This window comes from Arthrobacter sp. JB02-1C (genome assembly GCF_057748045.1).
The window spans coordinates 2,730,892-2,754,010 of sequence record NZ_CM173235.1 but is presented as its reverse complement, the minus strand read 5'-3'; the positions used below and the strand labels follow the sequence as shown (position 1 = coordinate 2,754,010).

The 23,119-nt window shown below is 69.2% G+C and carries 23 protein-coding genes, 6 tRNA genes and 1 riboswitch; of the genes, 17 read left to right on the top strand and 12 right to left on the bottom strand.

The window, feature by feature from the left end:
- Positions 1 to 18 precede the first annotated feature (18 nt).
- From ribB to def, 7 genes are all read right to left on the bottom strand, one after another.
- Positions 19 to 699: a 3,4-dihydroxy-2-butanone-4-phosphate synthase gene (ribB, locus tag AC3ANP_RS12930; protein ID WP_488330564.1), complete on the bottom strand. Its 681-nt coding sequence runs from the start codon at positions 697 to 699 to the stop codon at positions 19 to 21.
- Positions 696 to 1,334, bottom strand: a complete 639-nt coding sequence (locus AC3ANP_RS12925; RefSeq protein ID WP_488330563.1) for a riboflavin synthase — start codon at positions 1,332 to 1,334, stop codon at positions 696 to 698. Before AC3ANP_RS12925 ends, ribB begins: the two co-directional genes overlap by 4 nt.
- Positions 1,334 to 2,482, bottom strand: coding sequence for a bifunctional diaminohydroxyphosphoribosylaminopyrimidine deaminase/5-amino-6-(5-phosphoribosylamino)uracil reductase RibD (gene ribD / locus AC3ANP_RS12920; RefSeq protein ID WP_488330562.1), 1,149 nt, complete (start codon positions 2,480 to 2,482; stop codon positions 1,334 to 1,336). The genes AC3ANP_RS12925 and ribD overlap by 1 nt, the downstream gene beginning before the upstream one ends.
- Before the next feature lie 152 nt (positions 2,483 to 2,634).
- Positions 2,635 to 2,787, bottom strand: a riboswitch (FMN riboswitch).
- A gap of 103 nt (positions 2,788 to 2,890) precedes the next feature.
- Positions 2,891 to 3,538: a ribulose-phosphate 3-epimerase gene (rpe, locus tag AC3ANP_RS12915; RefSeq protein ID WP_488330561.1), complete on the bottom strand. Its 648-nt coding sequence runs from the start codon at positions 3,536 to 3,538 to the stop codon at positions 2,891 to 2,893.
- Positions 3,539 to 3,590: 52 nt separating this feature from the next.
- Positions 3,591 to 5,201, bottom strand: a complete 1,611-nt coding sequence (locus tag AC3ANP_RS12910; RefSeq protein ID WP_488330560.1) for an RsmB/NOP family class I SAM-dependent RNA methyltransferase — start codon at positions 5,199 to 5,201, stop codon at positions 3,591 to 3,593.
- Entirely contained in the window at positions 5,198 to 6,118 is a 921-nt protein-coding gene (gene fmt, locus AC3ANP_RS12905; RefSeq protein ID WP_488330559.1) for a methionyl-tRNA formyltransferase, read from the bottom strand. The genes AC3ANP_RS12910 and fmt overlap by 4 nt, the downstream gene beginning before the upstream one ends.
- Positions 6,115 to 6,690: a peptide deformylase gene (gene def, locus AC3ANP_RS12900; protein ID WP_488330558.1), complete on the bottom strand. Its 576-nt coding sequence runs from the start codon at positions 6,688 to 6,690 to the stop codon at positions 6,115 to 6,117. Before def ends, fmt begins: the two co-directional genes overlap by 4 nt.
- Before the next feature lie 125 nt (positions 6,691 to 6,815).
- Between def and AC3ANP_RS12895 the strand changes: the two genes are divergently transcribed.
- Positions 6,816 to 8,453, top strand: a complete 1,638-nt coding sequence (locus AC3ANP_RS12895) for an HNH endonuclease signature motif containing protein (protein WP_488330557.1) — start codon at positions 6,816 to 6,818, stop codon at positions 8,451 to 8,453.
- Positions 8,454 to 8,589: 136 nt separating this feature from the next.
- Here the strand turns inward: AC3ANP_RS12895 and AC3ANP_RS12890 are convergent, their stop codons facing one another.
- The 3 genes from AC3ANP_RS12890 to AC3ANP_RS12880 form a co-directional block, all read right to left on the bottom strand.
- Entirely contained in the window at positions 8,590 to 9,096 is a 507-nt protein-coding gene (locus tag AC3ANP_RS12890; RefSeq protein WP_488330556.1) for a GNAT family N-acetyltransferase, read from the bottom strand.
- 100 nt (positions 9,097 to 9,196) lie between these two features.
- Positions 9,197 to 10,042: a cytochrome gene (locus AC3ANP_RS12885; RefSeq protein WP_488330555.1), complete on the bottom strand. Its 846-nt coding sequence runs from the start codon at positions 10,040 to 10,042 to the stop codon at positions 9,197 to 9,199.
- A gap of 87 nt (positions 10,043 to 10,129) precedes the next feature.
- A tRNA-Val gene (locus AC3ANP_RS12880) sits at positions 10,130 to 10,201 on the bottom strand.
- 403 nt (positions 10,202 to 10,604) lie between these two features.
- Between AC3ANP_RS12880 and AC3ANP_RS12875 the strand changes: the two genes are divergently transcribed.
- From AC3ANP_RS12875 to AC3ANP_RS12850, 6 genes are all read left to right on the top strand, one after another.
- A tRNA-Gly gene (locus AC3ANP_RS12875) sits at positions 10,605 to 10,677 on the top strand.
- Between the two features lie 54 nt (positions 10,678 to 10,731).
- Positions 10,732 to 10,802 (top strand) — tRNA-Cys (locus AC3ANP_RS12870).
- A gap of 40 nt (positions 10,803 to 10,842) precedes the next feature.
- Positions 10,843 to 10,917, top strand: a tRNA-Val gene (locus AC3ANP_RS12865).
- 56 nt (positions 10,918 to 10,973) lie between these two features.
- Positions 10,974 to 11,046, top strand: a tRNA-Gly gene (locus AC3ANP_RS12860).
- A gap of 48 nt (positions 11,047 to 11,094) precedes the next feature.
- A tRNA-Val gene (locus AC3ANP_RS12855) sits at positions 11,095 to 11,169 on the top strand.
- A 161-nt stretch (positions 11,170 to 11,330) separates the two neighbouring features.
- A complete protein-coding gene (locus AC3ANP_RS12850; protein WP_488330554.1) occupies positions 11,331 to 11,600 on the top strand; it encodes an antitoxin in 270 nt (89 codons plus the stop codon).
- An 88-nt stretch (positions 11,601 to 11,688) separates the two neighbouring features.
- Here AC3ANP_RS12850 and zapE read toward each other — a convergent pair whose 3' ends face one another.
- Positions 11,689 to 12,726, bottom strand: a complete 1,038-nt coding sequence (gene zapE, locus AC3ANP_RS12845; protein ID WP_488330553.1) for a cell division protein ZapE — start codon at positions 12,724 to 12,726, stop codon at positions 11,689 to 11,691.
- A gap of 213 nt (positions 12,727 to 12,939) precedes the next feature.
- Here zapE and AC3ANP_RS12840 point away from each other — a divergent pair, with 213 nt between their 5' ends.
- The 3 genes from AC3ANP_RS12840 (at position 12,940) to ybaK (ending at position 14,904) form a co-directional block, all read left to right on the top strand.
- On the top strand, positions 12,940 to 13,857 hold the full coding sequence (locus AC3ANP_RS12840; RefSeq protein ID WP_488330552.1) for a sulfurtransferase: 918 nt from the start codon (positions 12,940 to 12,942) through the stop codon (positions 13,855 to 13,857).
- Between the two features lie 87 nt (positions 13,858 to 13,944).
- Positions 13,945 to 14,400, top strand: a complete 456-nt coding sequence (locus AC3ANP_RS12835; RefSeq protein ID WP_488330551.1) for a SufE family protein — start codon at positions 13,945 to 13,947, stop codon at positions 14,398 to 14,400.
- Positions 14,401 to 14,406: 6 nt separating this feature from the next.
- Complete coding sequence (gene ybaK, locus AC3ANP_RS12830) at positions 14,407 to 14,904, top strand: Cys-tRNA(Pro) deacylase (RefSeq protein ID WP_488330550.1); 498 nt, start codon at positions 14,407 to 14,409, stop codon at positions 14,902 to 14,904.
- A 15-nt stretch (positions 14,905 to 14,919) separates the two neighbouring features.
- On the opposite strand, the gene AC3ANP_RS12825 is transcribed toward ybaK, so the two are convergent.
- Positions 14,920 to 16,239 carry an alpha/beta hydrolase family protein gene (locus tag AC3ANP_RS12825; protein WP_488330549.1) on the bottom strand — a complete coding sequence of 440 codons (1,320 nt, stop codon included), beginning with the start codon at positions 16,237 to 16,239 and terminating at the stop codon, positions 14,920 to 14,922.
- Between the two features lie 96 nt (positions 16,240 to 16,335).
- Between AC3ANP_RS12825 and AC3ANP_RS12820 the strand changes: the two genes are divergently transcribed.
- The 7 genes from AC3ANP_RS12820 (at position 16,336) to AC3ANP_RS12790 (ending at position 23,021) form a co-directional block, all read left to right on the top strand.
- Positions 16,336 to 16,827 carry a hypothetical protein gene (locus AC3ANP_RS12820; protein WP_488330548.1) on the top strand — a complete coding sequence of 164 codons (492 nt, stop codon included), beginning with the start codon at positions 16,336 to 16,338 and terminating at the stop codon, positions 16,825 to 16,827.
- Between the two features lie 14 nt (positions 16,828 to 16,841).
- Positions 16,842 to 17,315, top strand: a complete 474-nt coding sequence (msrB, locus tag AC3ANP_RS12815; protein ID WP_488330547.1) for a peptide-methionine (R)-S-oxide reductase MsrB — start codon at positions 16,842 to 16,844, stop codon at positions 17,313 to 17,315.
- A 171-nt stretch (positions 17,316 to 17,486) separates the two neighbouring features.
- Positions 17,487 to 18,908, top strand: a complete 1,422-nt coding sequence (locus AC3ANP_RS12810; protein WP_488330546.1) for a DUF6421 family protein — start codon at positions 17,487 to 17,489, stop codon at positions 18,906 to 18,908.
- Positions 18,905 to 19,657, top strand: coding sequence for an SDR family oxidoreductase (locus AC3ANP_RS12805; protein WP_488330545.1), 753 nt, complete (start codon positions 18,905 to 18,907; stop codon positions 19,655 to 19,657). The genes AC3ANP_RS12810 and AC3ANP_RS12805 overlap by 4 nt, the downstream gene beginning before the upstream one ends.
- 16 nt (positions 19,658 to 19,673) lie before the next feature.
- Positions 19,674 to 20,774 carry a threonine aldolase family protein gene (locus tag AC3ANP_RS12800; protein ID WP_488333052.1) on the top strand — a complete coding sequence of 367 codons (1,101 nt, stop codon included), beginning with the start codon at positions 19,674 to 19,676 and terminating at the stop codon, positions 20,772 to 20,774.
- 69 nt (positions 20,775 to 20,843) lie between these two features.
- Positions 20,844 to 21,488: a DUF3000 domain-containing protein gene (locus AC3ANP_RS12795; protein WP_488330544.1), complete on the top strand. Its 645-nt coding sequence runs from the start codon at positions 20,844 to 20,846 to the stop codon at positions 21,486 to 21,488.
- A gap of 63 nt (positions 21,489 to 21,551) precedes the next feature.
- Positions 21,552 to 23,021, top strand: coding sequence for an HRDC domain-containing protein (locus tag AC3ANP_RS12790; protein ID WP_488330543.1), 1,470 nt, complete (start codon positions 21,552 to 21,554; stop codon positions 23,019 to 23,021).
- Positions 23,022 to 23,119: the final 98 nt, after the last annotated feature.

Genomic DNA, 23,119 nt, shown 5'->3' with positions numbered 1-23,119 from the left:
CTCTCCTCATGCCAAAGGTCAGGCGGAAGCCGCCGGGTGGCTGCCGGGGTTCCCGGATTCAAGGTAGCCCACCAGCTCGGCAATTGAGATCAGCGGGCAGCCGTGTTCGTTGGCAAAGCCGCGAACTGCGTCAAGCCGCATCATCTCTCCATCGTCGTGCACCAGTTCTGCAATCACGCCCACGGGTTCGAGGCCGGCCAGCCGGCACAGCTCGACGGCGGCCTCGGTGTGGCCCGGACGTTCCCGCACACCCCCCTTAACGGCGCGAAGCGGAAAAACATGCCCGGGCCGGGTCAGCGAGGCGGGCTGGCTCGTGGGATCGGCCAGAATCCGTGCCGTCAGGGCGCGGTCCGTCGCGGAGATCCCGGTGCTGATGCCGGTGGCCGCATCGCAGCTGACGGTGTAGGCGGTGCCCTTGGCGTCCTGGTTGACCGCCACCATGGGCGGCAGCGCCAGGGCGTCCGCCCGTCCGTCCTCCAGCGGCACGCAGATCACGCCTGAGCTGTACCGGATGGTCCAGCCCATCAGCGCCGGAGTGGCGTGCTGGGCGGCGAAGATGATGTCGCCCTCGTTTTCACGGTCCTCGTCGTCGACCACCAGGACCGGGCGCCCGTCCGCCATCGCGCGGATGGCGTCCTCGATCGGGTCCAACAGCGGCGCGTCCACCGCGAGGGCGCTCGGGTCCTGCAGCCGGCTCATTTTGCTGCCTGCCTGGCCTGGGCGGCGGGCGCAAAGGCGAGCAAACGTTCGGTGTATTTGGCGAGGACGTCCACCTCCAGGTTGACGCGGCTGCCGGCGGCCTTGGCGCCGAGGCCGGTTTCGGCCAGCGTCGTGGGAATCAGTCCCACCTCGAACCAGGGGTCTGGTTCGGTGGCCGGGCTCACCGCGGTGACAGTCAGTGAGACACCGTCGATGGCGATGGAGCCTTTTTCGGCGATATAGCGGGCCAGCCCGGACGGCACACCGAACCGGAGCCGGTCCCAGTTCCCGAGCGACTCGCGCTCCAGGAGTTCGCCCACACCGTCGACGTGTCCCTGGACCACATGGCCGTCGAGCCGGCCGCCGGCAGGGACGCAGCGTTCCAGGTTGACCGGGTCGCCGGCTGCCAGCGCGCCGATAGTGCTCCGGACCAGTGTCTCGCCGATGACGTCGACGCTGAAGTCCGGCCCGTCGATTTCGGTGGCGGTCAGGCAGACCCCGTTGACGGCAACCGAGCCGCCCAGCGCCAGGCCCTCCGTGCTGGCGGGCGCGTGCAGCCGCAGTGTGGCGCTGCTGTCGCCGTCGCGCTCGACGGACAGCACCTTTCCTTGTTCGGCGATAATCCCGGTAAACATCAGTAGCCTCCTGCGGCGGTATCCGCGTTGTTGCGCGGCGTGAAATTGGATGAAGTTGCGGTGGCGGCCTGGGCCGCGTCGGGGCCCGCGCCGGTTCGGGGGCGCAGCTGGAGCCGAAGGTCGCGGCCGAGCCGCTGCACGGCTCCGCCGGCAGCCTCGTCCCAGTCCCAGTGCTGCGCGTCGGCAAGGGTGCCGATGCCGAGGTCGTCGAGGGCGGCCGTACCGGAGCCCAGCAGCGTCGGTGCCAGGTAGACAATGAGTTCGTCGACCAGGCCGGCGGCCAGGAAGGCGCTCAGGATCCGTGAGCCGCCCTCGACCATGAGGTGCCGGACACCGGCGTCGAACAACCGGTCCAGCGCCTCGCGTGGTTCCCGGGTGGGCAGATGCAGCACCTTGCCGTCAGCGCCGTTGACCGCGGCGCCGTCGGGGATCCCGCGCAGTCCCATGACCGCGCGCAGCGGCTGCTTGCCGGCCGCGGCGCCGTCGGGGTTGCGGGCGGTGAGCCGCGGGTCGTCGACCAGCACGGTCTGGGTGCCCACCAAGATGGCGTCGATCCTGCCGCGCAGGGCGTGGTTGTCTGCCAGCGACTCGGGGCTGGAGATCCACTGGCTGGTGCCGTCGCTGGCGGCGATCCGGCTGTCGAGCGTCTGGGCGATGTGCAGGGTGACGAACGGACGTTTCGCGGCCACGGCGTCGAACCAGCGGCGGTTGAGCTCCAGTGCGGCGACGGCGCCCAGTCCGGAGCGGACCCGGACCCCGGCCTCGCGCAGCGTTGCCGCTCCCCCGGCGGCCGGGTCGTGCGGGTCGTCCACGGCGTAGACGACGTCGCCGATGCCGGCGTCGATAATGGCGCGGGCGCAGGGCCCGGTGCGGCCGCAGTGGTTGCAGGGCTCAAGGGTGACGACCATGGTGGTCCCCTGCAGGTCCAGCCCGGCGGCCGCGGCCAGCGACAGCGCGTCAGCCTCGGCGTGGGCGGTACCGGCGCCACGGTGGTAGCCGGTGACAAGCGGGGAGCCGTCCCGGCCAAGGATGACGGCGCCTACCAGCGGGTTGGCTCCGCGCGGGCCGCGGGCGGCCGCCGCGAGGGCGATGTCCATGGCGGACGTCTCTGCGGCGCTGAAGCCGGCGGACGCCTGCAGGGCACTCATTTGGCGCCGGCCCGGGTGCGCCGGGCGGCGGTGGTGGCGAAGAGCCATCGCAAGGGGTTCATGTGTGTCGTTCCTTCCCTGAGAACCGCGATGGCTCCGGGGTATACGACAGCGCACTTCCACGGCGCCCTGGGGCGCCACAGTCAACAGCTGTACGTGCTTCTCTCATCCAGACTTTAACTGTCGGTACCGGAATTCCACCGGTTCAACCGTCCGCCGTCGGCCCTCCGATAGGAAAGCGTCCGGCTCGCGGGTCGCGGACTATAACCGCCGGTTCGGACTTACACCGACCCCGGAGCACGTATGTGTGTAGCTATTCTGACACAACCCGCCGCCGGGCCAGGCTATTCCCGGCGGGCCGGGCGTGCTTTTTCGTCATGTTCGGCCGGACCGGCCCGGCACTCCGGCTCAGGCGGTGCGAAGGCGGGCGATGGCCTCGGCCGGGTCGGCTGCGCCGTAGACCGCCGACCCCGCGACGAACACGTCGGCGCCGGCCTCGGCGGCACGGCCGATGGTGTCCGCGGTGATGCCTCCGTCCACCTGCAGCCGGATGTCCAGTCCGGCGGCGTCGATGGCGGCCCGGGTCCGGCTGATTTTCGGCAGCGTCACGTCCAGGAACTCCTGTCCGCCGAAGCCGGGTTCCACTGTCATGATCAGGATCATGTCCAGCTCGGCCAACAGGTCCAGGTACGGCTCCACGCCGCTGCCGGGCCGCAGCGCCAGGCCCGCCTTGGCGCCCCGGGCCCGCAGTTCGCGGGCGAGCTTAACCGGGGCGGCGGATGCCTCCGCGTGGAACGTCACGGAGGCCACGCCGGCGTCGGCGTAGGCCGGGGCCCACCGGTCGACGTCCGCGATCATGAGGTGCGCGTCCAGCGGAATGGGGCTCACTTCCTGCAGCCGCTGCACGACCGGGAGGCCGATCGACAGGTTGGGCACGAAGTGGTTGTCCATCACGTCCACATGCACGGCATCAGCGGTCCTGATTTTGTGCAGCTCGGACTGGAGGTTCGCGAAGTCAGCCGAGAGGATGCTGGGGTTGATACAGCGGTGGGCCATGGATGTCCTTGTCTTCGAGCTGGTGGAGGAACCGGTGCCGGCGGGGCCCGGCTCAGGCTTTCTTGTGGATCAGCGCCAGGAACATCGCGTCGGTCTGGTGCCGGTGCGGCCAGAGCTGCGCAGTGAGTTCGTGGCCGGCCTCAAGGTGGCCGGTGAGGCTCACCGCATCAAGGGCGGCCCCGGCGTCGAGCAGTTCCAGATCGTCGCGCTTGCGCAGGGCGTCACTGACGACGGCGGTGGTCTCCGCCGGGTGCGGGGAACACGTCACGTATGCCACGACGCCGCCGGGCTTAACCGCGTCCAGGGCGGACTTGAGCAGTTCGCGTTGCAGCGGGCCCAGGTCCACCAAGTCTTTGGGGGTGCGCCGCCAGCGGGATTCCGGCCGACGGCGGAGGGCGCCCAGACCGGTGCAGGGCACGTCCACGAGCACCCGGTCGAAGCTTTGCGCCATTTCGGTCCCTACCTCGCGGCCGTCCCCGGTGCGCACGTGCCAGACCTCGTGCGGGACGGCGGTCAGGGCCTGGCGGACCAGCTTGGCGCGGTGCGGCGCCGGTTCGTTGGCGAGCAGGGTGGCGCCCTGCTGCCGGGCGAGGGCTCCCAGCAGGGCTGCCTTGCCGCCCGGGCCGGCGCAGAGATCGAGCCAGCGTTCGCCGCCGCCGGGTGCGGACCCGGCGGGCTGCATCCCGCCGGCGGACAGGTCGACGGCCGCCAGGTCGACGGCGGCCAGCGCGCGGGCCACCAGCTGGGAACCGACGTCCTGGACCCGGGTGCTACCGTCGCGCACCGAGGCAAGCCGGCCCAGGTCCCCGCCGCTGGACAGCGCGGAGCCTTCGACCAGTTCGCCGGGGGTGGCGCCGCCTTCCAGCGCCTCGTCGAGGCTGCCGAGGCCGGGCAGCGCCACGAGGTTGACGACGGGCGCAGCGTTGTCCGCCTCAAGCAGATCGGTGATTTCCGATACCGGGCGTCCGTGCGCCACCAGCGACTGCCGGAAGGCACGCACGATCCACTCGGGGTGGGCGTAGCGGACCGAAGCCACCTTCGTCTGATCCGTCTCGTCGCTGAGCAACAGGTCCAGCCACTCCTCCAGCGAGTGCGCGGAGACCTTGCGGAGCACGGCGTTGATCAGCCCCGACGGTCCTGCCCCGATGACAGCGCGGGCCAGGCCCACCGTCTCGTCGAGGGCGGCGTGGGCCGGCACGCGCATGGCCAGCAGCTGGTGGGCGCCGATCCGCAGCGCGTCCAGGATGGCGGGGTCGAGCTGGTCGAGCGGGCGGTCCACGCAGCGGGCCAGCACGGCGTCGTAGGTGCCCTGGCCGCGGAGCGCGCCGTAGCTGAGCTCGGTCGCGAACCCGGCGTCGCGCTTGTCCAGCCCGTGGTGCCGGATCCGGGCCGGCAGCACAAGGTTGGCGTAGGCGTCGTCCGCGGCGACCGCCCGCAGGACCTCAAAGGCCACCAGCCGGGCAGGGTCCGCGCGGCGGGTGCGCTGGGAGGGGGCGTTTTCGGTGAAACCGCGTTTCGGGCCGCGGTTCCGCTCCCGGCCCTGCGCATCCCGCTTCACGCCGGCCCGGGGCCCCTGGCCGCGGCCGCCGCCGGCCTGGCCGTTCTGGTCACGCCCGCCCGGGCCGCCCGGGCCGCCCTGGTTGTCTGTTCCGGACTCGCTCATTCGAAGACCACGCTTTCAAGTGTCGCCTGTCCGCGCGCCCAGTCGGCGGCGGTCATCATCTTTTTGCCCGCGGGCTGGACCCGGGTCAGTTCCACCGGGTGCGACCCCGTGCCCGCCAGCACTGCCTTGCCGGCCAGGGCCAGGTGGCCCGGTGGCAGCGCAGGGGCGTCGGGCCGGAGCAGCACCGGTTCGAGCTTGAGGCGCTGGCCGGCCAGGGTGGTCCACGCCCCCGGCTCCGGTGTCACTCCCCGGGCCCTTCGCCCGAGCGCGAGGGCCGGCTGCTGCCAGTCCAGCCTGCCGTCGGACAGGCTGAGTTTGGGGGCGAGACTGACCTCGCCCTGCTGCGGGACCGCGGCTGCCCGGCCGGCGTCGACCGCGGAAAGTGTCTGGGTCAGCAGCACCGCGCCGCTGTGGGACAGCCGGTCCAGCAGTGCGCCGGCAGTGTCCTGCGGCTGCACGGCCTCGGTCAAGGTGCCGAAGACCGGACCGGTATCGAGCCCTTCTTCGAGTTGGAAGGTGACCGCACCGGTGATGTCGTCACCGGCAATCAGGGCGCGTTGCACCGGGGCCGCACCGCGCCAGGCCGGCAGCAGGGAGAAGTGCAGATTGATCCAACCGTGGCGGGGGACCTCCAGGGCGGCTCGGGGAATGAGCCCGCCGTAGGCGACGATCGCGGCGACGTCGGGCGCCGCGGCCTCGATCCGGGCGGTGATGGCGGCGTCGACCTTGGCGGCGTGGATCACCTCAATGCCCAGCTCCGCGGCCCGGGCGGCGACCGGCGACGGCGTCAGCACCCGTTTGCGCCCCAGCGGTGCGTCCGGCCGGGTCAGCACAGCGACGACGTCGAAGCCGGCTGCGACCAGGGCATCGAGCGAGGGGACGGCAACGGCCGGGGTTCCCGCGAAAAGGACCCTCACTGGCCAATTCCGAAGGAGGAGCCGGAGCCGAAACTGGAGCCGACCGATTTGGCCCGTTTCGACGTCGTCTGCTCGGTGATCGCCTCGTAGTTGGCGTTGCGGATGGCCCGCAGCGCGGCTTTTCGGTCGTCGCCTTCGAGCCGGTCGGTGAACAGGATCCCGTCCAGGTGGTCGGTTTCGTGCTGGAAGACGCGGGCCAGCATGCCCTCACCTTCGAGGTGGACCGGGTTGCCGTGCAGATCGACGCCGGAGACGCGGGTGCTGCGGTGCCGCCGGACCGGGAATCCCAGGCCCGGAATGGAGAGGCAGCCTTCGATCTCGTCGGGCTGGAAGTCTTCGCTGTTCTCCAGGACGGGGTTGATGATGTGTCCCTCGACCCCGCGGATCCGGTAGGTGAAGACGCGCTGGCTGATGCCGACCTGGGGCGCTGCGAGGCCGGCGCCCTCGACGTCCTCCATGGTTTCGGTCATGTCAGCAACCAGCTTTTCAAGCTCCGGCCCGAATTCCGTCACGGGATCGGCGACTGTGCGCAGCACAGGGTCCCCGATGATGCGGATATTCAAGATGGCCATGGCGTATCGGTCCTCACGGTGGGCGGCTTCAGGATTCCCCCCAGTTTAGTAGGGAAACCCGGGCGCAATTCTGCCGCCGTTCTCCGGGACGCCAAAATGTCAGACCCCCCGGGCAGACTTGGGACATGGAAGTCGCCGAGGATTTCGCTGAGGGTCTCCTTGCGTTGCCGGACACCGGGTTGCGGGAGACCCGGCGCGTCGGCACGATGCAAAGTGCAGCGATTGAAGGGGCCCTTTCCCTGCTGCGCGCGGCGAGTCCGATGGCGGTCGAGGACGCCGCGGCCGTGGGGTTCGAGGCGGCTGCGGACTTCGCCGGCAAAGTCGAAGAGCTTTCCCGGCTGATGGATTACTGGCAGCTGGTGGCGGCTGCAGCCGTGGACCGGACCCGGGCGGAGGCCGCAGCCGGGGCCAGCGGCAGAGGGGCAGCGGCCGGCGGCGCGTCGTGGACGACGGGATGGCGCGAGGACACGGGCGAGGACACATCGCCGCCCGGCACCGGCGATGCTGGGAATGCCGCTCCCGGCCAGCCCCCGAATGTCCTCGACGACGGATACCGCAACACCACGGAATTTCTGCGCGCACGCCTGCAGATCAAAGCGGCCGAAGCCCGGAACCGGTTGCGTCTTGCCGGCCGTCTCCTGCCGCGCCCGGGACTCGCAGGGAACGTGCTGGCGCCCGTCCATGAGGAGCTCGCCGCCGCCGTCGCCGACGGCGAGGTTTCGGCGTGTTCCGCGGGCCTGGCGGTGGCGGCCCTGGACCGCGCGGGGCTCTTTTGCGGCGCAGAGGACCTCGCCAGGATGGAGCATGCACTGACGCGGACCGCCGCTGAAAACGACCCAGACTTTCTCGCCCGGGTGGCCCAGGGCTGGGCCGAGGCGCTGGACCCGGACGGGGCTGAGCCATCCGAAGAGTTGCTTCACCAGCTGCAGGGCGCTTTCATCCGTAAGCCACGCCGTGGGCTTCGGCATCTTGAGATCTTTGCGACCGCCGAGCAGTTCGAGCAATTGCTGACCGTCATGAACACGGCCACCAACCCCAGGGCCGGCAGCGCCGGGGGCACGGCGGCGGTTCTCACCGGTGACGAGCCGCCGCCGTGTACCGTCGAACTCGATCTCCGTTCGCGCCCGCAGAAACTCCTCGACGGCCTCGTAAGCGGCTGCAAGGTCGCCCTTGGGTCGGGCGGCTTGCCCGCCGCGGGAGGCCTGCGGCCACAGGTCATGGTCACGATCGACTACCGCGACCTGCTCGACCGCCTCAACCGTGCCGTTCCCACCGGCCCGGGCGCGGTAGCAAAGTCCGGCGCCGGTCCGGGAGGCTCCGCCGGAACCGGAACGATGCTTTTCACCGGTCCCGTCACCGCCTCCACGGTTCGAAAAATCGCCTGCGACGCGGACATCATCCCGGTGCTGCTGGGTGGCCGGGGCCGGGTCCTGGACATCGGCCGCGCGTCCCGAGTTTTCCCGCCACATGTCCGCAAGGCACTTATCGCGCGCGACCAGGGCTGCGCCTTTCCCGGGTGCAGCATTCCCGCTTCCTGGTGCGAGGCACACCATATCGACTACTGGTCCCGTGGCGGGAGCACTGGAACTGAAAACGGCACCTTACTGTGTTCGCATCACCACCATCTGATCCACAAGGAGCAGTGGGCCATCCAGATGCGGGCCGGCATCCCCTGGTTCATTCCGCCGCCGCACCTCGATCCAAGCCGACGCCCGCGGCGCAACCAATTCTTCCTCTCGGCGGGTTCAGTCAAGGTGACTTGACGGCAGGCCCAGGGTCCGGCCCAAATCGGCCGCCGGCTCCCGTTCGGGCCACGTCTCTTCCGCGCAACTCGAAGACCGTACCGGCCTCGATTGTCGCCGATTTGTTGCCGGCCCTGGATGAACGTGCGGACCGGAACTACCGGAGATCGGCTGTCATCTGAATCCGACTACCGTGCAAGTCGAGCCCGAGTCGCTCTTCGCATCTCTCGAGTTGAACATGGAACTCGGTCGCTGGCTTCGTCTCGACAAAGCCCGCGCGGCTATAGAAAGGCCCGTTCCAGGGGACATCGGCGTAGGTTCGCAGACTCAACGACTGGTAACCGCGGCGGCGTGCTTCTTTCTTCGCTGCCTCGACCAGTGCCCGACCGTGTCCGCGCCTGCCGTGCGCGGGGAGCACCGACAACTGCTCCAAGTGGGCAAGTTGGTCCCGCTCGAGCACGTGCACGAACGCGACCACGGCGCTTCCCTCGGTCTCCTGCGCAACCAGAAGGTAACCAGCGTCCGCCGCTCTCGACGCTCCGGACGGAGCGGGTGGCCAACTCGCGGGTGTCAGCCAGTCAATGAGGAGTTGGTCGGCCGCGTTCTCTATCTGCTCGATCACCGCGTAGTCGGCCGGCGATGCAAAGCGAATCCGAAGGGTCATCGGAGAATTCTATGGCTGGTCTGTTTCCTCGGCCGTTGTGGAAGTTACGCCAGCCGGCGTCGGCAAGCTCTATTCGTTGGCTGGAAAATCCGTCGAATACCTAGCGGGCCACCGGCGGCGCGAGCGGCAACAGGGCCGGTCCGGCAGCGAGGGTGTCGGCTGACATCTCCCACACCCGGCGCAGCGCGCAGAACTTCCACCAGTGATACTTGAGCACATCAGGGTTGGCCCGCTGCGGCCGGACCTCGGTCTCGCCGATGGCCACGGCCAGCAGCAGCGGTGAGCCGCCGTGCTGCCAGGCTTCCCACTCCCCCGCCACCGGATCCACGAGGCTTTCCTCCGCCTTCATGCCGGCCACCAGCTGCATGACGACCTTGGCATCCAGCGGCTTGACGGTTCCATCCCGGCTGGTGCCCTTGGTCTTGTAGTCGATCAGGCAGGTGCGCCCGTTGATCCGCGCCACCAGGTCCAGGGTGCCCGCGTAGCCGACCGTCGTGTTCCACACCGTGATCTCGGGCGCGATCGGCTCCACCTGGAACGTCTCCCACCACTCGTCAAAGCGCGCCGCAAAGGCTTCCTCGCCGTTGGCCGCCAGTGCTTCCCGGGTCTCCTTCATCAGGTGCGGACGGCCGAGCGCCCGCAGGGCCACCTGCTCGCAGTAGTTGTGCACGCGGTCGCCACGTTTCGCCGCGTCGTCCCGGTGGGTTTCGGCGGCCTTCGCGGCACGGCTGACGGCCTGGCGCACCTTGGCCGGACTGCCCAGGATCGCGGGCAGCGACGGGTCGGCTGCGAGGCTGTTGGCGCCCATGTAGCCGAACCAGCCGTCCAGTCCGTGGGGCTGCTGACCGATCACCGTGGTAATCGAGGGTACGGAGAACTGGTCGGAGGTGGAGCGGGCGTACATCCGGCCGTGTTCAGTGGCGTGGGCAAGAAGTGGAGCGGTCATGGAACGACTCTTTCACGGGGGTAGGACACTGGCGGAAAACGAAAAAGCCCGCCCCGCTCAATGAGCGGAACGGGCCCCTTCCCAGGGTGGGCGATACTGGGTTCGAACCAGTGACCTCTTCGGTGTGAACGAAGCGCGCTACCACTGCGCCAATCGCCCCGGTGCCATTGAATGCTAGCCCACCCCGGCGGAATTTAGAAATCGGCGGGTTCGACGCCGGCCGGGCCGTTCAATGCGCTCCTCCGCGCTGCGTCCAATGGACGAAGAAGGCCGCATCACGGGCCGACTTAGCGGCCATCTTCGGCAACCCGGCGGAGTGCCGGCCCGGCAATGCGCGCGCCTTCCGCCGACCCACTCTGGCCCGTCGCCGTCGCCGCCCTGGCCCCGGACCCCGTGAATTACAGGCATGTAATTAGGAAAATCCGCTAGTTTGCAGGGAAGGACGGGGGTACCGCCGCACGGACCGCCTTTCGATTTGTGGATTGCCTGAACCTCCTATAGAGTTCTTACTCGTTGGAACGCGAGGAATTGCCGATATTGGCACTGAATCGCAGGCAACACTGCGGACGTAGCTCAGCTGGTAGAGCACCACCTTGCCAAGGTGGATGTCGCGAGTTCGAATCTCGTCGTCCGCTCGCAGGACACTGTCACGGCAGCGGTTTTCATTTTTTAGGAAGCCAACGCTACACGGTGGGTTGGCCGAGAGGCGAGGCAGCGGCCTGCAAAGCCGTATACACGGGTTCGAATCCCGTACCCACCTCGGTGAAAACCCTGGTTTCCGGTTCCGGCCGGATGCGTAGGGGCGATTGGCGCAGCGGTAGCGCGCTTCCCTGACACGGAAGAGGTCACTGGTTCGATCCCAGTATCGCCCACCAAAGCAAGGCAACTTGCTTGATCCAGTACCGCCGGCCCGGCCGGACGGACTAAAAATGCGGACGTAGCTCAGCTGGTAGAGCACCACCTTGCCAAGGTGGATGTCGCGAGTTCGAATCTCGTCGTCCGCTCTGTCGTTTCGAGATTCACACAACTCCACTCCGGATCCTTCCGGTTGCGGGCGATTGGCGCAGCGGTAGCGCGCTTCCCTGACACGGAAGAGGTCACTGGTTCGATCCCAGTATCGCCCACCACGAAAGCAGCTCCCCCGGAGCTGCTTTTTTGTTGCCCTGCCGGGCCTGCACCGACCAGGGTCGTTCTCCTCTGGGCGTAGACCCCTTGGCACGCTCCCGCAGCCCGGTTAGGATCGTAAGCGCCAGGAGCGATCTGGCTCCGCGACTGAAGGGAGGTGCCCGTGGGATTAATTGACGATCTGAAGGGCAAAGCTCAGCATCTGATTGGTGGCAACGAACAAGCCATCAAGGACGGCATCGAAAAGGCGGGTGATTTCGTCGATTCAAAGACCGGCGGAAAATACGCCGACAAAGTAGATTCCGCCCAGCGAGGCGCCTCCGACTACGTCGACAACGCGAACGGGCGGCCTGAAACGTCCCCGGTCGCCGAGCCGCACGTCGCGGAGGAGGAGCCACCGGTCGCCGGGTATCCCCGGCAGCAGGGCCTCTGACCCAGGTACGTCAGGGAGGTGCCGGTCCCGCCGAGAGGCGGCGCCGGCACCTTCGGCGTTTAACGGTCCCGGCCCCCGCCGCGCTCAGCTAGGACGGCTCGTGGTTTTGCCCTTCACGGGCCAGCGCGGTCAGGCGGGACACCGCCCGGAAGTACTTCTTCATGTACCCGCCGGTCATCATTTCCTCGGTGAAGAGCCGATCAAACGGCACGCCGCTGGCCAGGATCGGCACATCCTTGTCGTAGAGCCGGTCCGCCAGCACCACGAAGCGCAACGCGACGGCCTGCTCGGTGATGGTTTCGACGTTGCGCCACACCACCCCGTCGATGCCGTCGAGCAGCTGCCGGTACCGGCTGGGGTGCACCCCTGCAAGGTGGTTGATGAGGGTGCTGAATTCGTCCCGCGCCACGGTTTGGCCGTCAAACTCGGCATTCATGTGGCGGGTCAGTTCGTCGTTCCGCAGCGGCGCCGGCGCCTTGGGCAGGCCGCGGTGCCGGAAATCCTCGCCGTCGATCCGGACGACGTCGAACTGGTCCGCAAGGACCTGGATCTCGCGCTGGAAGTCCACGGCTGCGAAGCGCCCGTCACCGAGCGAGCCGGGCAGCGTGTTGGAGGTGGCGGCGAGCTTCACACCGGCGTCGGCCAGCTCGCGCATCAGCCGGGACATCAGGACCGTGTCACCGGGGTCGTCGAGTTCGAATTCGTCGATGCAGACCAGCTTGTAGCCGCTGAGCGCGTCCACCGTCTTTCGGAACGACAGGGCGCCCACCAGGTTGGTGTATTCCACGAAGGTACCGAAGGCCTTGGGTCCCGGGGACGCGTGCCAGAGCGAGGCCAGCAGGTGGGTTTTTCCGACTCCGAAGCCGCCGTCAAGGTAAATACCGGCGCGCGAGGTGTCCTTTTTCCCGAAAAACCGTTTGAACAGGCTTTCCCCGTCCCGGGAGCCGACGCCGGCAGCGAAGCTTTCCAGGGCCCGGACCGCATGCGCCTGGCTGGGCTGGGCGGGATCCGGGCGGTAGCTGGCGAAGGACACCTCACCGAAGCGCGGCGACGGATAAAAGCCGTTGAGGAGCTCATCCACGGAAACCGCCGGTGTTCTGGCGGCGAGTTGTTCAATCTGTACCAAGGGGGTCCGTTCTGCTGGTCTCGTGTCCCCAGAAAGGATACCGGCAATGGCAGGGTTCGCTTCCGGCGCGGAATCCGACGTGACCAAGCCCATATTTGCGTGAATGCAGCCGGTGGAACAAACCTGACGGTGCGTGGTTAGGGTTATAACAGGCCCGGCGCCACGCTCTACCCCGGCTCCGGCCTCCCCGCCGCCCAGTGAAAGGCCGTCTTCATGCCCTACCCCGTTGAGCAGAACGAGAAATTCGCCGCCTACGCGCACCCCGAGCGCTTGGTCTCCACCGGCTGGCTCGCCGCGGCGATCGACGGCGGTGCGCTCGACGACGGCAAGCTGGTGGTCGTCGAGTCGGACGAGGACGTATTGCTGTACGAGACCGGCCACATCCCCGGCGCGGTCAAGATCGACTGGCACACCGACCTGAACGATGAGGTCACCCGCGACTACGTGGACGGGAAGGCTTTCGCCGCCCTGGCCGCTGCGAAGGGCATCTCCCGCGACAGTACCGTCGTCATCTACGGCGACAAATCCAACTGGTGGGCGGCCTACGCCCTGTGGGTCTTCACCCTGTTCGGCCACGAGGACGTCCGGCTGCTCGACGGCGGCCGCGACAAGTGGATCGCCGAAGGCCGCCCGCTGACCACCGACCGGGCCAACCCCGCGGGCGCCGACTACCCGGTGGTGGAGCGCAACGACGCCCCGATCCGGGCCTTCAAGGAGGACGTCCTGGCCCACTTCGGCAAGCCGCTGATCGACGTTCGGTCCACCGAGGAATACACCGGCCAGCGCACGCACATGCCGGCCTACCCGGAGGAGGGCGCCATGCGCGGGGGCCACATCCCCACCGCCGCGTCCATCCCCTGGGCCCGTGCGGCGGCCGACGACGGCACCTACCGCAGCCGGGACGAACTCGATGCCCTCTACCGCGGCGAGGCCGGCCTGGCCGAGGGCGACGACGTCGTGGCCTACTGCCGGATCGGCGAGCGGTCCAGCCACACCTGGTTCGCCCTGAAGTACCTGCTGGGCTTCGACACCGTCCGCAACTACGACGGCTCCTGGACCGAATGGGGCAACGCCGTCCGCGTCCCGATCGTCAAGGGCGCCGAACGCGGCGAGGTCCCGGCGGGGTTCTAGCCTGACCCCGGGACCCAGCAGCCGGGACAGAGCAGCCGGGACCCAGCAGTGGGGACACAACGGCCGGGCGTGCGTAAGCTGGGAGTGATGAATACTTCTGCCCTCCCCGCCGCCCTGGCGGAAATAGTCGACGATTTCCAGGCCCTCGAAGAAGCCGAGCGGCTGCTGTTGCTGCTGGAATTTTCCCGCGAACTGCCCGATCCCCCGGCCCGGCTCCAGGACCACCCCGAGCTGATGGAGCAGGTGGTGGAATGCCAGTCACCGCTGTTCCTCACCATCGAGACCGAACCGGACGGCGCCGCGCCCGAGCGCGTACGGCTGTTCTTCAAGGCGCCGCCGGAAGCGCCGACCACGCGGGGATTCGCCGGGGTGCTGCACGAGGGGCTGGATGGCTTGAGCCCCGCCGAGATTCTGGCTGTGCCGGATGACATGCCGGAACTGCTGGGCCTGACCAGGGCCATCACACCGTTGCGGATGCGCGGGATGACCGCGATGCTCGGCCGGATCAAGCGCAAGGTGGCGGCGCTTCCGGCCCACGGCTGACCGGCCGTGGCCCGTAAACAACCGTCCCTGGGAACCCCGGCCACCGCTGCACTCGCGGCCGCCGGGGTTTCCTTCGTCGCCCATCCCTACAGCCACGACCCCGGTGCTGCCAGCTACGGCCTGGAAGCGGCGGAAGTGCTCGGGATTGAGCCGGCCAGGGTGTTTAAGACCCTCATGGTCGACGTCGACGGCCGCCTCGCCGTCGGCGTCGTACCGGTCAGCGGGAGCCTGGACCTCAAGGCGATGGCTGCCGTCCTCGGCGGCAAGAAGGCCGCGATGGCGGACCCGGCAACCGCGGAGCGGCGCACCGGCTACGTGCTGGGCGGGATCTCGCCGCTGGGACAGCGCCAGCCCTCGCCCACCGTGCTGGACGAAAGTGCCCTGCGGCAGGAAACCATTTTGGTCTCCGGCGGGCGCCGCGGGCTGGACCTCGAGCTGGCGCCGGCCGACCTGATCCGGCTCACCGGGGCCCTGACGGCCCCCATCGGCACCGGCCGGGGCTGATCCCGGAGCGGTGTCCTAGCCCGCCGGCACCGGCCGGGGCGCGAGCCGCTGTCCGAGCCACGCCGAGACCAGGGCTTCCCAGCGGCCGGGGTCGACGTTCCACTCCTTGGTGTGCCGTGCCTTGCTGAAGGCTTCGAAGGTCACCATCTCGGGATTCTTTTCGGCCAGCGACGCGGACGGCCCGTAAGGAACGTACTCGTCGTCCACCGAGTGCAGGACCAGGGTGGGCGTGCGGAGCTCCACCGCCCGGGATTCCCAGTCCATGGCCTTCAGGTCCACCGGGGCCGCCAGCCCCGTGAGCCGCCGGCCCAGCCGGTGGCTCATCATCAGCTGGCCGTACCGACCGACGGCGGACGGGATCCGGTTTAGCTCTGCATGGTGGGCAAGGACGTTGACCCAGTTGATGACCGGGGCGTCCAGCACCAGGCCACGGATGAGATGCCGGTGCCGGGACAGATCCGCGGTCTGCAGGCAGATCGCCCCGCCCATGGACCAGCCGAACAGCACCACTTCGGCGGCGCCATGCGCCAGGGCGTAGTCGATGGCGGCTTCCACGTCGCGCCACTCGGTGGAGCCCAGGCCATAGCGGCCGTCCTCGGCGGACGGCGCGAGCCCGTCATTGCGGTAGGAAATCAGCAGGCTGGGCAGGCCCAGCCGGGCCGCCACCGGGGCAGCCCGCAGGCCTTCCTGGCGCGTGGCTCCCCGCCCGTGCACCATGATCGCCCAGACGTCCGACGGCGTCCCGGCAGCCGGCGCGGCGGGCACCAGCCAGGCCGGGGCCGTGCCGCCTTCGACGTCGATGCCCACGTCCTCGGCCGGAAGACCCATCGACGCCGGATCCGGATACACGGCCCCGCTCCAGTAACCGCGCCGCGCCGCTGCGAGGTCTCCGCTGTGCACCGCCTCAACCTCCCGCAGCACCGTGTGCTCCGCCGGAGAATAGGACACGATGCGGCCCAGCCGGGCGTGACCACGGCCGCCGTCAAAGAAGAAGCCGTAGACGCCATCCACGGTGGACTCCGGAGTCGCCGTGAGAATGACCTGCTGCCCCTCGCCGGCGCGGAGCACGGCCAGCACCTCCTGGTCCTCCTCACGGACCCGGACCGGGGTGATGACGCGCCGGGCGAAGTACAGGGCCAGCGCCGAGGATCCCGCGGCCAGCAGGCCGGCCGCCGCACCGCCGCCGATCGCGCCGCCCACCGCCCATTTCGCATTCCGGGGGATGCCGGTGTCCGGGGTGGCCGCCGGGGCCCGCCCGGCCGGGCGGACCCGGCCGGCACTGCGGACGGAACCGGTCCGTGGGGTGGGGGTGACGCGGCGCGGGGTGGAAGCCATGGCACCATTCTTACCGAGTTCCCCGCCAGGACCGGCATCCGGGCCCCCGCGTGCCGGTCTGGCGCGGCGCCGGGGCGCGGGGACTAGGCTGGGGGCATGAGCGACCCCCTTGTCATTCTGACCGAAGAGCCCCTGGGCGCGGATGACCGCGTCAACATCGAGACCCTCCTGGCCGGCGCCGACTCACCACTGGTGGTCCTGGTCCCGGCGAACACCGAGCGCCACCTGCTGGTGGACTTCCTCGAAAACCTCTCCATGCTGGAGATCGCCAAGGCCTTCCGGGACCTGACCGCCCAGCAGCCCGACCAGGCTGTGGAACGCGCGGCCGCCGCGGAAACCCTGGCCGCCTCCCTGGCCGCCCTGGCCGGTCTGGGCGCCGGCGTCACCGGTGAGGTCGTGGCGGGCGGGGCTGTCGACGGCCTGGTCGCCAAGGTGAAGGAACTCAACGCCGGGCAGGCCGTGGTGGTCACCCGGCCGCACGCGGTCGCAGACACGTTCCACACCGACTGGGCCAACCAGGCGCAGGACAAGCTGGGCCTGCCCGTCCTGCATCTGTACGCCGGCTCGGGATTTATCGGGGACTCCTGAGCGTTGTTGAGGTCATGAGTATCTTCAGCAACAAACCCAAGGACGCCCCCGTAAGCCCCGTCGGCCAGGTACCGGTGGAGAAGTCGGACCAGCAGTGGCGTGCGGAGCTGACCCCGGAGGAATACCGGGTGCTTCGGCAGGCGGGCACCGAACGTCCGTACACCGGCGAGTACTGGGACAGCCACGCCGAGGGCGTCTACCAGTGCCGGGCCTGCGGGGCCGAACTCTTCACCAGCCGCGAAAAGTTTGACTCGCACTGCGGCTGGCCCTCGTTCTGGGCACCGCTGGCGGAGGGCACCGTCCGTTACATCCACGACCGGACGCTGGGGATGGAACGGATCGAGGTGCGGTGCGCCTCCTGTGACTCGCACCTGGGGCACGTGTTCGAGGGTGAGGGTTACGGCACGCCCACGGACCAGCGCTACTGCATCAACTCGGTGTCATTGAAGCTGGTGCCCGGCGCGGAGACCGGCGGCCCCGGGCAGTAAGGTCCGGGCAGTAGAGGCCGCCGCAAGGCACGGTGCGGCTGGAGCTAAAAGGGCGCCGCCGCGGACTTTGCCGCAGACTCTCTTATGCTCGGGCACGATTTGGGTTAGGACTGCTGTTTGCTTGCTACGCTCGCCGTAGTTCTTCTTCAGCAACCAGAAAGGTGCCCGACCATGACGCTGACGGCCCTCACCGCGCCCGCCCGGATCACTGCCGCCTCCCCCGAATGGCAACGCCTCAAGGCCGCCGCCACGGCATTGCAGGCGCTCCAGAGCCGGGACGGTTCGGTGCCGGACGGCGCCGACCACGCTGCCGCTGCCGCGCACGTCGAGGCCATCACTGCCGCGGTCTCGGCACTGGCGCCGGCGTTCCCGCACGATGCCGCTTACCTGGACCTGCTCGCCGTGGATTTCCGGCGCTGGGCCGAGGGCGGCTTCGGCGTTCCGGACTTCCTGGACTCCCTCCAGGCCTTCCAGCCGCAGCAGCAGCAGCAGCGGATCAACGGCCTGCAGCACCTCGTGGTTTTCCCGATGTACACCCAGAATGGCAGCAGCAACCGCCTGGTCGAGGCCGTCCTGATCGAGGTCATCTGGCCGGAGTTCATCGCCGGGCTGGAGGCGGGCGAGTACTCCAACAAGCTCTTTGTGCCGATCCGCTTCCTCGACTTCACCCCCGGCTACGACACCAACTCCGCCGTCCTCTTCCCCGAGACCGTCGCCGTCCGGGAGACCCCCACTTTCACCTGGGGTGCGATCTTCGCCGACCGCGAGGCCGCCCGCTTCCGCCGGGTCCTCGGTGCCGCCGCGGAGATCACCTCCCTGCAGCTTCCGGACGACGCCGCCGCCCTGCTCGAGGACCAGGAGCTGACGCAGGAAACGTTCGTGATGTGGGACCTCATCCACGACCGCACCCATATGCGCGGGGATCTGCCCTTCGACCCGTTCATGATCAAGCAGCGCATGCCGTTCTTCCTGTATTCGCTCGAGGAACTGCGCTGCGACCTCACCGCCTTCCGCGAGTCCGTCAGGATCGAAAAGGACGAGGACGCGGATCCGGAAGCGCGCCGGCACGCCAAACTGGTCCAGCACGCCGTCATCTTCGACCGGATCTTCCGCTTCGCCATCACCGGCAGCCGGGTCCGCAACTACGACGGCCTCGGCGGCCAGCTGCTCTTCGCCTGGATGCACCAGCACCACGTGCTGCACTGGACCGACAGCAAGCTCAGCATCGACTGGGACGAGGCGGCCGGCGTCGTGGTTGAGCTCGGCGCAAAGATCGAGGACCTGTACTGGCGCTCGATCGACCGCCCCAAGATGGCCCACTGGCTCGCCGCCTACGAGCTCATCTCCGGCACCGTGACCCCCAACCCGGCATCCGTGTGGGCCAAAGGTCCGGACGCCCTGCCGCTGGACGGGCCGCCGCGTGGCCTGACCGACCAGGTGCTCGACGACGAGTTCCCGCTCTCCATGTTCTACGAGGCGCTGGAAAAGAAGATGCGGACCGTCATCGAATCGACCGCCGGCATCACCGGGTCCACAGACCTTGACTCACACGGCATCGGATCGGCCGGCACCCAGGCCATGAACGCCGGATGAGCGCCGGACGCAGCCTGACCGTAATGGTGACGGGCGGCAGCGGGCCCTCCGGTGTCGCCGTGGCCCGCGCCCTCGCCGGCGCCGGCCATACGGTCTTCACGGTCGGCTCCGACCGGGACCGGATCGCGGCCGCGGCCGCGGAGGCGGGCAGCGGCGTCACGGCGCTCACCTGCGACCTCTCCTCCCGCGCCGAGGTCGCAGCGCTACACACGGAGGTCAACCGGCAGGCAGGCACCGTCGACGGCGTAATCCACCTCGTCGGCGGCTGGCGCGGCGCGAAGGGCATCACCGACCAGAGCGATGCGGACTGGGACTTCCTGGAACGCGGCGCCATCACCACTGTCCGGAACGTCACCCGGGAGTTCTACGACGACCTCGCCGCTTCGGACACGGGACGCTTCGCCATGGTCTCCGCCACCGCCGTCAGCAGCCCGACGGCGGCCACCGCCAGTTATGTGGCGGCCAAAGCCGCGGCCGAAGCCTGGACCCTGGCGGTAGCGGACGGCTTCCGGCGTGCCGAGTCGGGGCGCACGGAAAACCCGGTGGAGCAGCACAGCGCGGCCGTCGTCTTTGTGGTGAAGGCCCTGGTCGATGCCGCCATGCGTGCCAAATCCCCGGAACGAAAATTTCCGGGCTTCACCGACGTCGAAGATCTGGCCGCCGCCGCCGTCGAGCTCTTCCGGAGCCCTGCTGCCGAACTGAACGGCCGGCGGCTGCCACTGGCGGGCAAGCCGGCACCCCTAGACTGAAAGTGTGAGCAAAGAGATGACCACCACGGTGGAGACCGCCCCAGACACTGCCCCTGCCAGCGCCGCGGCGCGGCTGCACGATCCCGCCGTCCGGGGCTTCGCCTCGGACAACTACTCCGGCGTGCACCCGGAAGTCCTCGCGGCGCTGGCCGCGGCGAACGAGGGCCACCAGGTCTCCTACGGCGAGGACGACTACACCGCCCGGCTGCAGCAATTGATGGAGCAGCACTTCGGCGCGGGGATCGAATGCTTTCCGGTCTTCAACGGCACCGGCGCGAACGTCCTGTCCCTGCAGTCCCTGCTCCCCCGTTGGGGTGCGGTCATCTGCGCCGCCACCGCCCACATCAACATGGACGAGAACGGCGCCCCGGAGCGGATCGGCGGCATCAAGCTGCTGCAGGTTCCGACGCCGGACGGCAAGCTCACCCCGGCCCTGATCGACCGGGAAGCCTGGGGCTGGGGCGACGAACACCGCGCCCAGCCGCTGGCCGTCTCGATCACCCAGACCACGGAACTTGGCACCTGCTACACCCCGGACGAGGTCCGCGCCATCGCCGAACATGTCCATTCCAAGGGCATGAAACTGCACATGGACGGCGCCCGGCTGGCCAACGCCGCGGCGCACCTCGGTGTCCCGCTGCGCGCCTTCACCCGCGACGCCGGCGTCGACATCCTCTCCTTCGGCGGCACCAAGAACGGGCTGCTGTTTGGCGAAGTGGTCATCGCCCTGAACCCGGAGGCAGCCACCGGCCTGTTGTACCTGCGCAAGATGAACATGCAGCTGGCCTCCAAGATGCGGTTCATGTCCGCCCAGTTCATCGCCCTGCTCGAGGGCGACCTCTGGCTGCGTTCGGCCTCGCACGCCAACGCGATGGCCGCCCGGCTGCGCGCCGGCGTCGAGAACATTCCGGGCGTCGAACTGAGCCAGCGGACGGAATCCAACGGCGTCTTCGCGGTGCTGCCCGCGGGCGTGGCGGACCGGCTGCGGCAGTCGTTCCGCTTCTACGACTGGAACGAGGCGGCCCGCGAGGTCCGCTGGATGTGCTCCTTTGACACCACGGAGGACGACGTTGATTCCTTTATCTCCGCCATCCGGCGCGAACTGGCAGCCGGCTAGGCGCACCACGGCTCCGGTCCGGCGGCGAGCCTGCCGGGCCGTGATGGCGCGCGTGCATAATCTTTCACTGTGAACGTCCTCGACCAGGCTCCGGCGGATTTCCTGTTCGCCCTGGGAACGCTTCGAAACGCACAGTGCCGCACCGAGTTGCGCCTCGATGAGATTCCGGCCCCCGGCCGACTCGCACCCTTTGCCGTCGCGCTCGGCGCCGAAGTGCTGGTCCCGGGCGGCGCCGCGTCCGCCGCTGTCCATGGTCCGGCCGCCGCCGGCCTGGTCCCGGCCTCCGGAAGCGACGACGTCGAACTCGCCACCGGCCGTTTCATCCTGCTGCACGATCCCCAGGGCTCCGCGGTCTGGGACGGTGAATTCCGGATCGTGACCTACATCCGTGCCCAGCTTGAACCTGACATGGGCAACGACGGGATGCTCGGATCGGTTGCCTGGACCTGGCTTGTCGAGGCGCTGGAAAACCACCGGGCCCCCTACCGGTCGGCCGGCGGCACCGCCACGCGGGTGCTCTCGGAGAGTTTCGGCACGCTCGCTGACCGGCCGGAAAGCATCGACATCGAGCTCCGCGCGTCCTGGACACCGGCCGGGCGTGACGTCGCCGCACACCTGGAGGCCTGGTCGGACATGGTCTGCACCTTTGCCGGCCTGCCGCCGCTGCCCGACGGCGTTTCCGCCCTGCCGCGGCGGCGCGCCCGGCCGGCGTGACCGGGCCCCGTCGCGGGCGCCACCGGCAGAAGGGGACGGCGATGTCGGTAAACTGGAGGCATCATGACCCCTCATAATCCGGAAATCACCACTGCGGACACCGCAGCCAACAAAGCCGCCGGCCCAGCCGCACCCGCAGGTCTCGGTACTGTCGCCGGCCCCGGCGAGGCCCCCAGCCACATCGCCGTGGAGGGCTTCGACAGCCTGGTCCCGGAGGTCATCGACCTCGACGCGCCGCGTGACGGCGTGCCGCTTGTCATCGAAACCCAGGCCGGGCTCCAGCGCTGCGCCGCCGCCCTGGCCGCCGGGCACGGGCCCGCAGGCGTCGACGCCGAACGTGCCTCCGGATTCCGGTACGGCCAGCGGGCCTTCCTGGTGCAGATCCGCCGCGAAGGCGCCGGCACCTGGCTGATCGACCCGGAACCCTTCGGAGACTTGGGCATCATCAATGACGCGCTGCGCGGCGTCGAATGGATCCTGCACGCGGCCAGCCAGGACCTCCCCTGCCTGTCCGAACTCGGCATGTGGCCGGACAAGCTCTTCGACACCGAACTCGCCGCCCGTTTGGCCGGGCTGCCCCGGGTGGGCCTCGCCGCCGTGATTGAACAGCTGCTGGGCTTTGGGCTGGCCAAGGAGCACTCCGCTGCGGACTGGTCCACCCGGCCGCTGCCCGAACCCTGGCTGCGGTACGCCGCACTGGACGTCGAGGTTCTCGCCGAGCTGCGGGAGGAGTTGATCGAACTCCTGACCGCCGACGGCAAGCTGGACTACGCGGAACAGGAGTTTGCGGCGATCCTCGAGGCCGGCACCGCCCCGCCGCGCGTGGATCCGTGGCGCAAAACCTCCGGGCTGCACCAGATCCGTGACCGCCGGCAGCTCGCCGCGGTCCGCGAACTCTGGCTGGAGCGCGACTCACTGGCGCAAAAGCGTGACGTTGCCCCGGGCCGGCTCATCCCGGACTCGTCCCTCGTGGCCGCGGCGAAGGCGATGCCCGCCACGGTTCCGCAGCTGCTCGGCACCAAGGGCTTCCATGGCCGCGCCGCGCAACGGGAAGCACCGCGCTGGCTGCGGTGCATCAGCACCGCCCGCAGCCTCGAGGAACTGCCGCCGCTGCACCTGCCCACCAACGCTCCCCCGCCGCCGCGGGTCTGGGCCGAGCGCGACCCGGAAGCCGCGGCCCGCCTCGCCACCGCGCGGCCCAAACTCCAGGCCCGGGCCGAGGAATTGAATCTTCCGGTCGAAAACCTGCTCACCCCCGACTACCTGCGCCGGGTCGCCTGGCGGCCTCCTGCCGAGATCAGCGAGGAGGGCATTGCCGAAGAACTGCAGAACCTCGGAGCCCGGCAGTGGCAAATCCAGCTGACCGCGCCGCTGATCGCCGAGGCCTTCCTGAACCCGCAGCCGGTGCCGCCCAAGGAGGCCAAAGCGGCGCCCGCGGCGGAGGCGCCCGCGGCGGACGCCCCCACGGCGGACACCTCCACGCTGGAGGCGCCGGCAACCGGGCCGGGGTCCGGGACCGGCACCGTTTCCTAAACTCGCCCGGCCACTCCTTGCCAGCCATGTTACTGGTTAGTAACATAGCTGGTGATGTCGCCTGGATCACTCCTGCCTCCGCGAACCCGCGGGCCGGG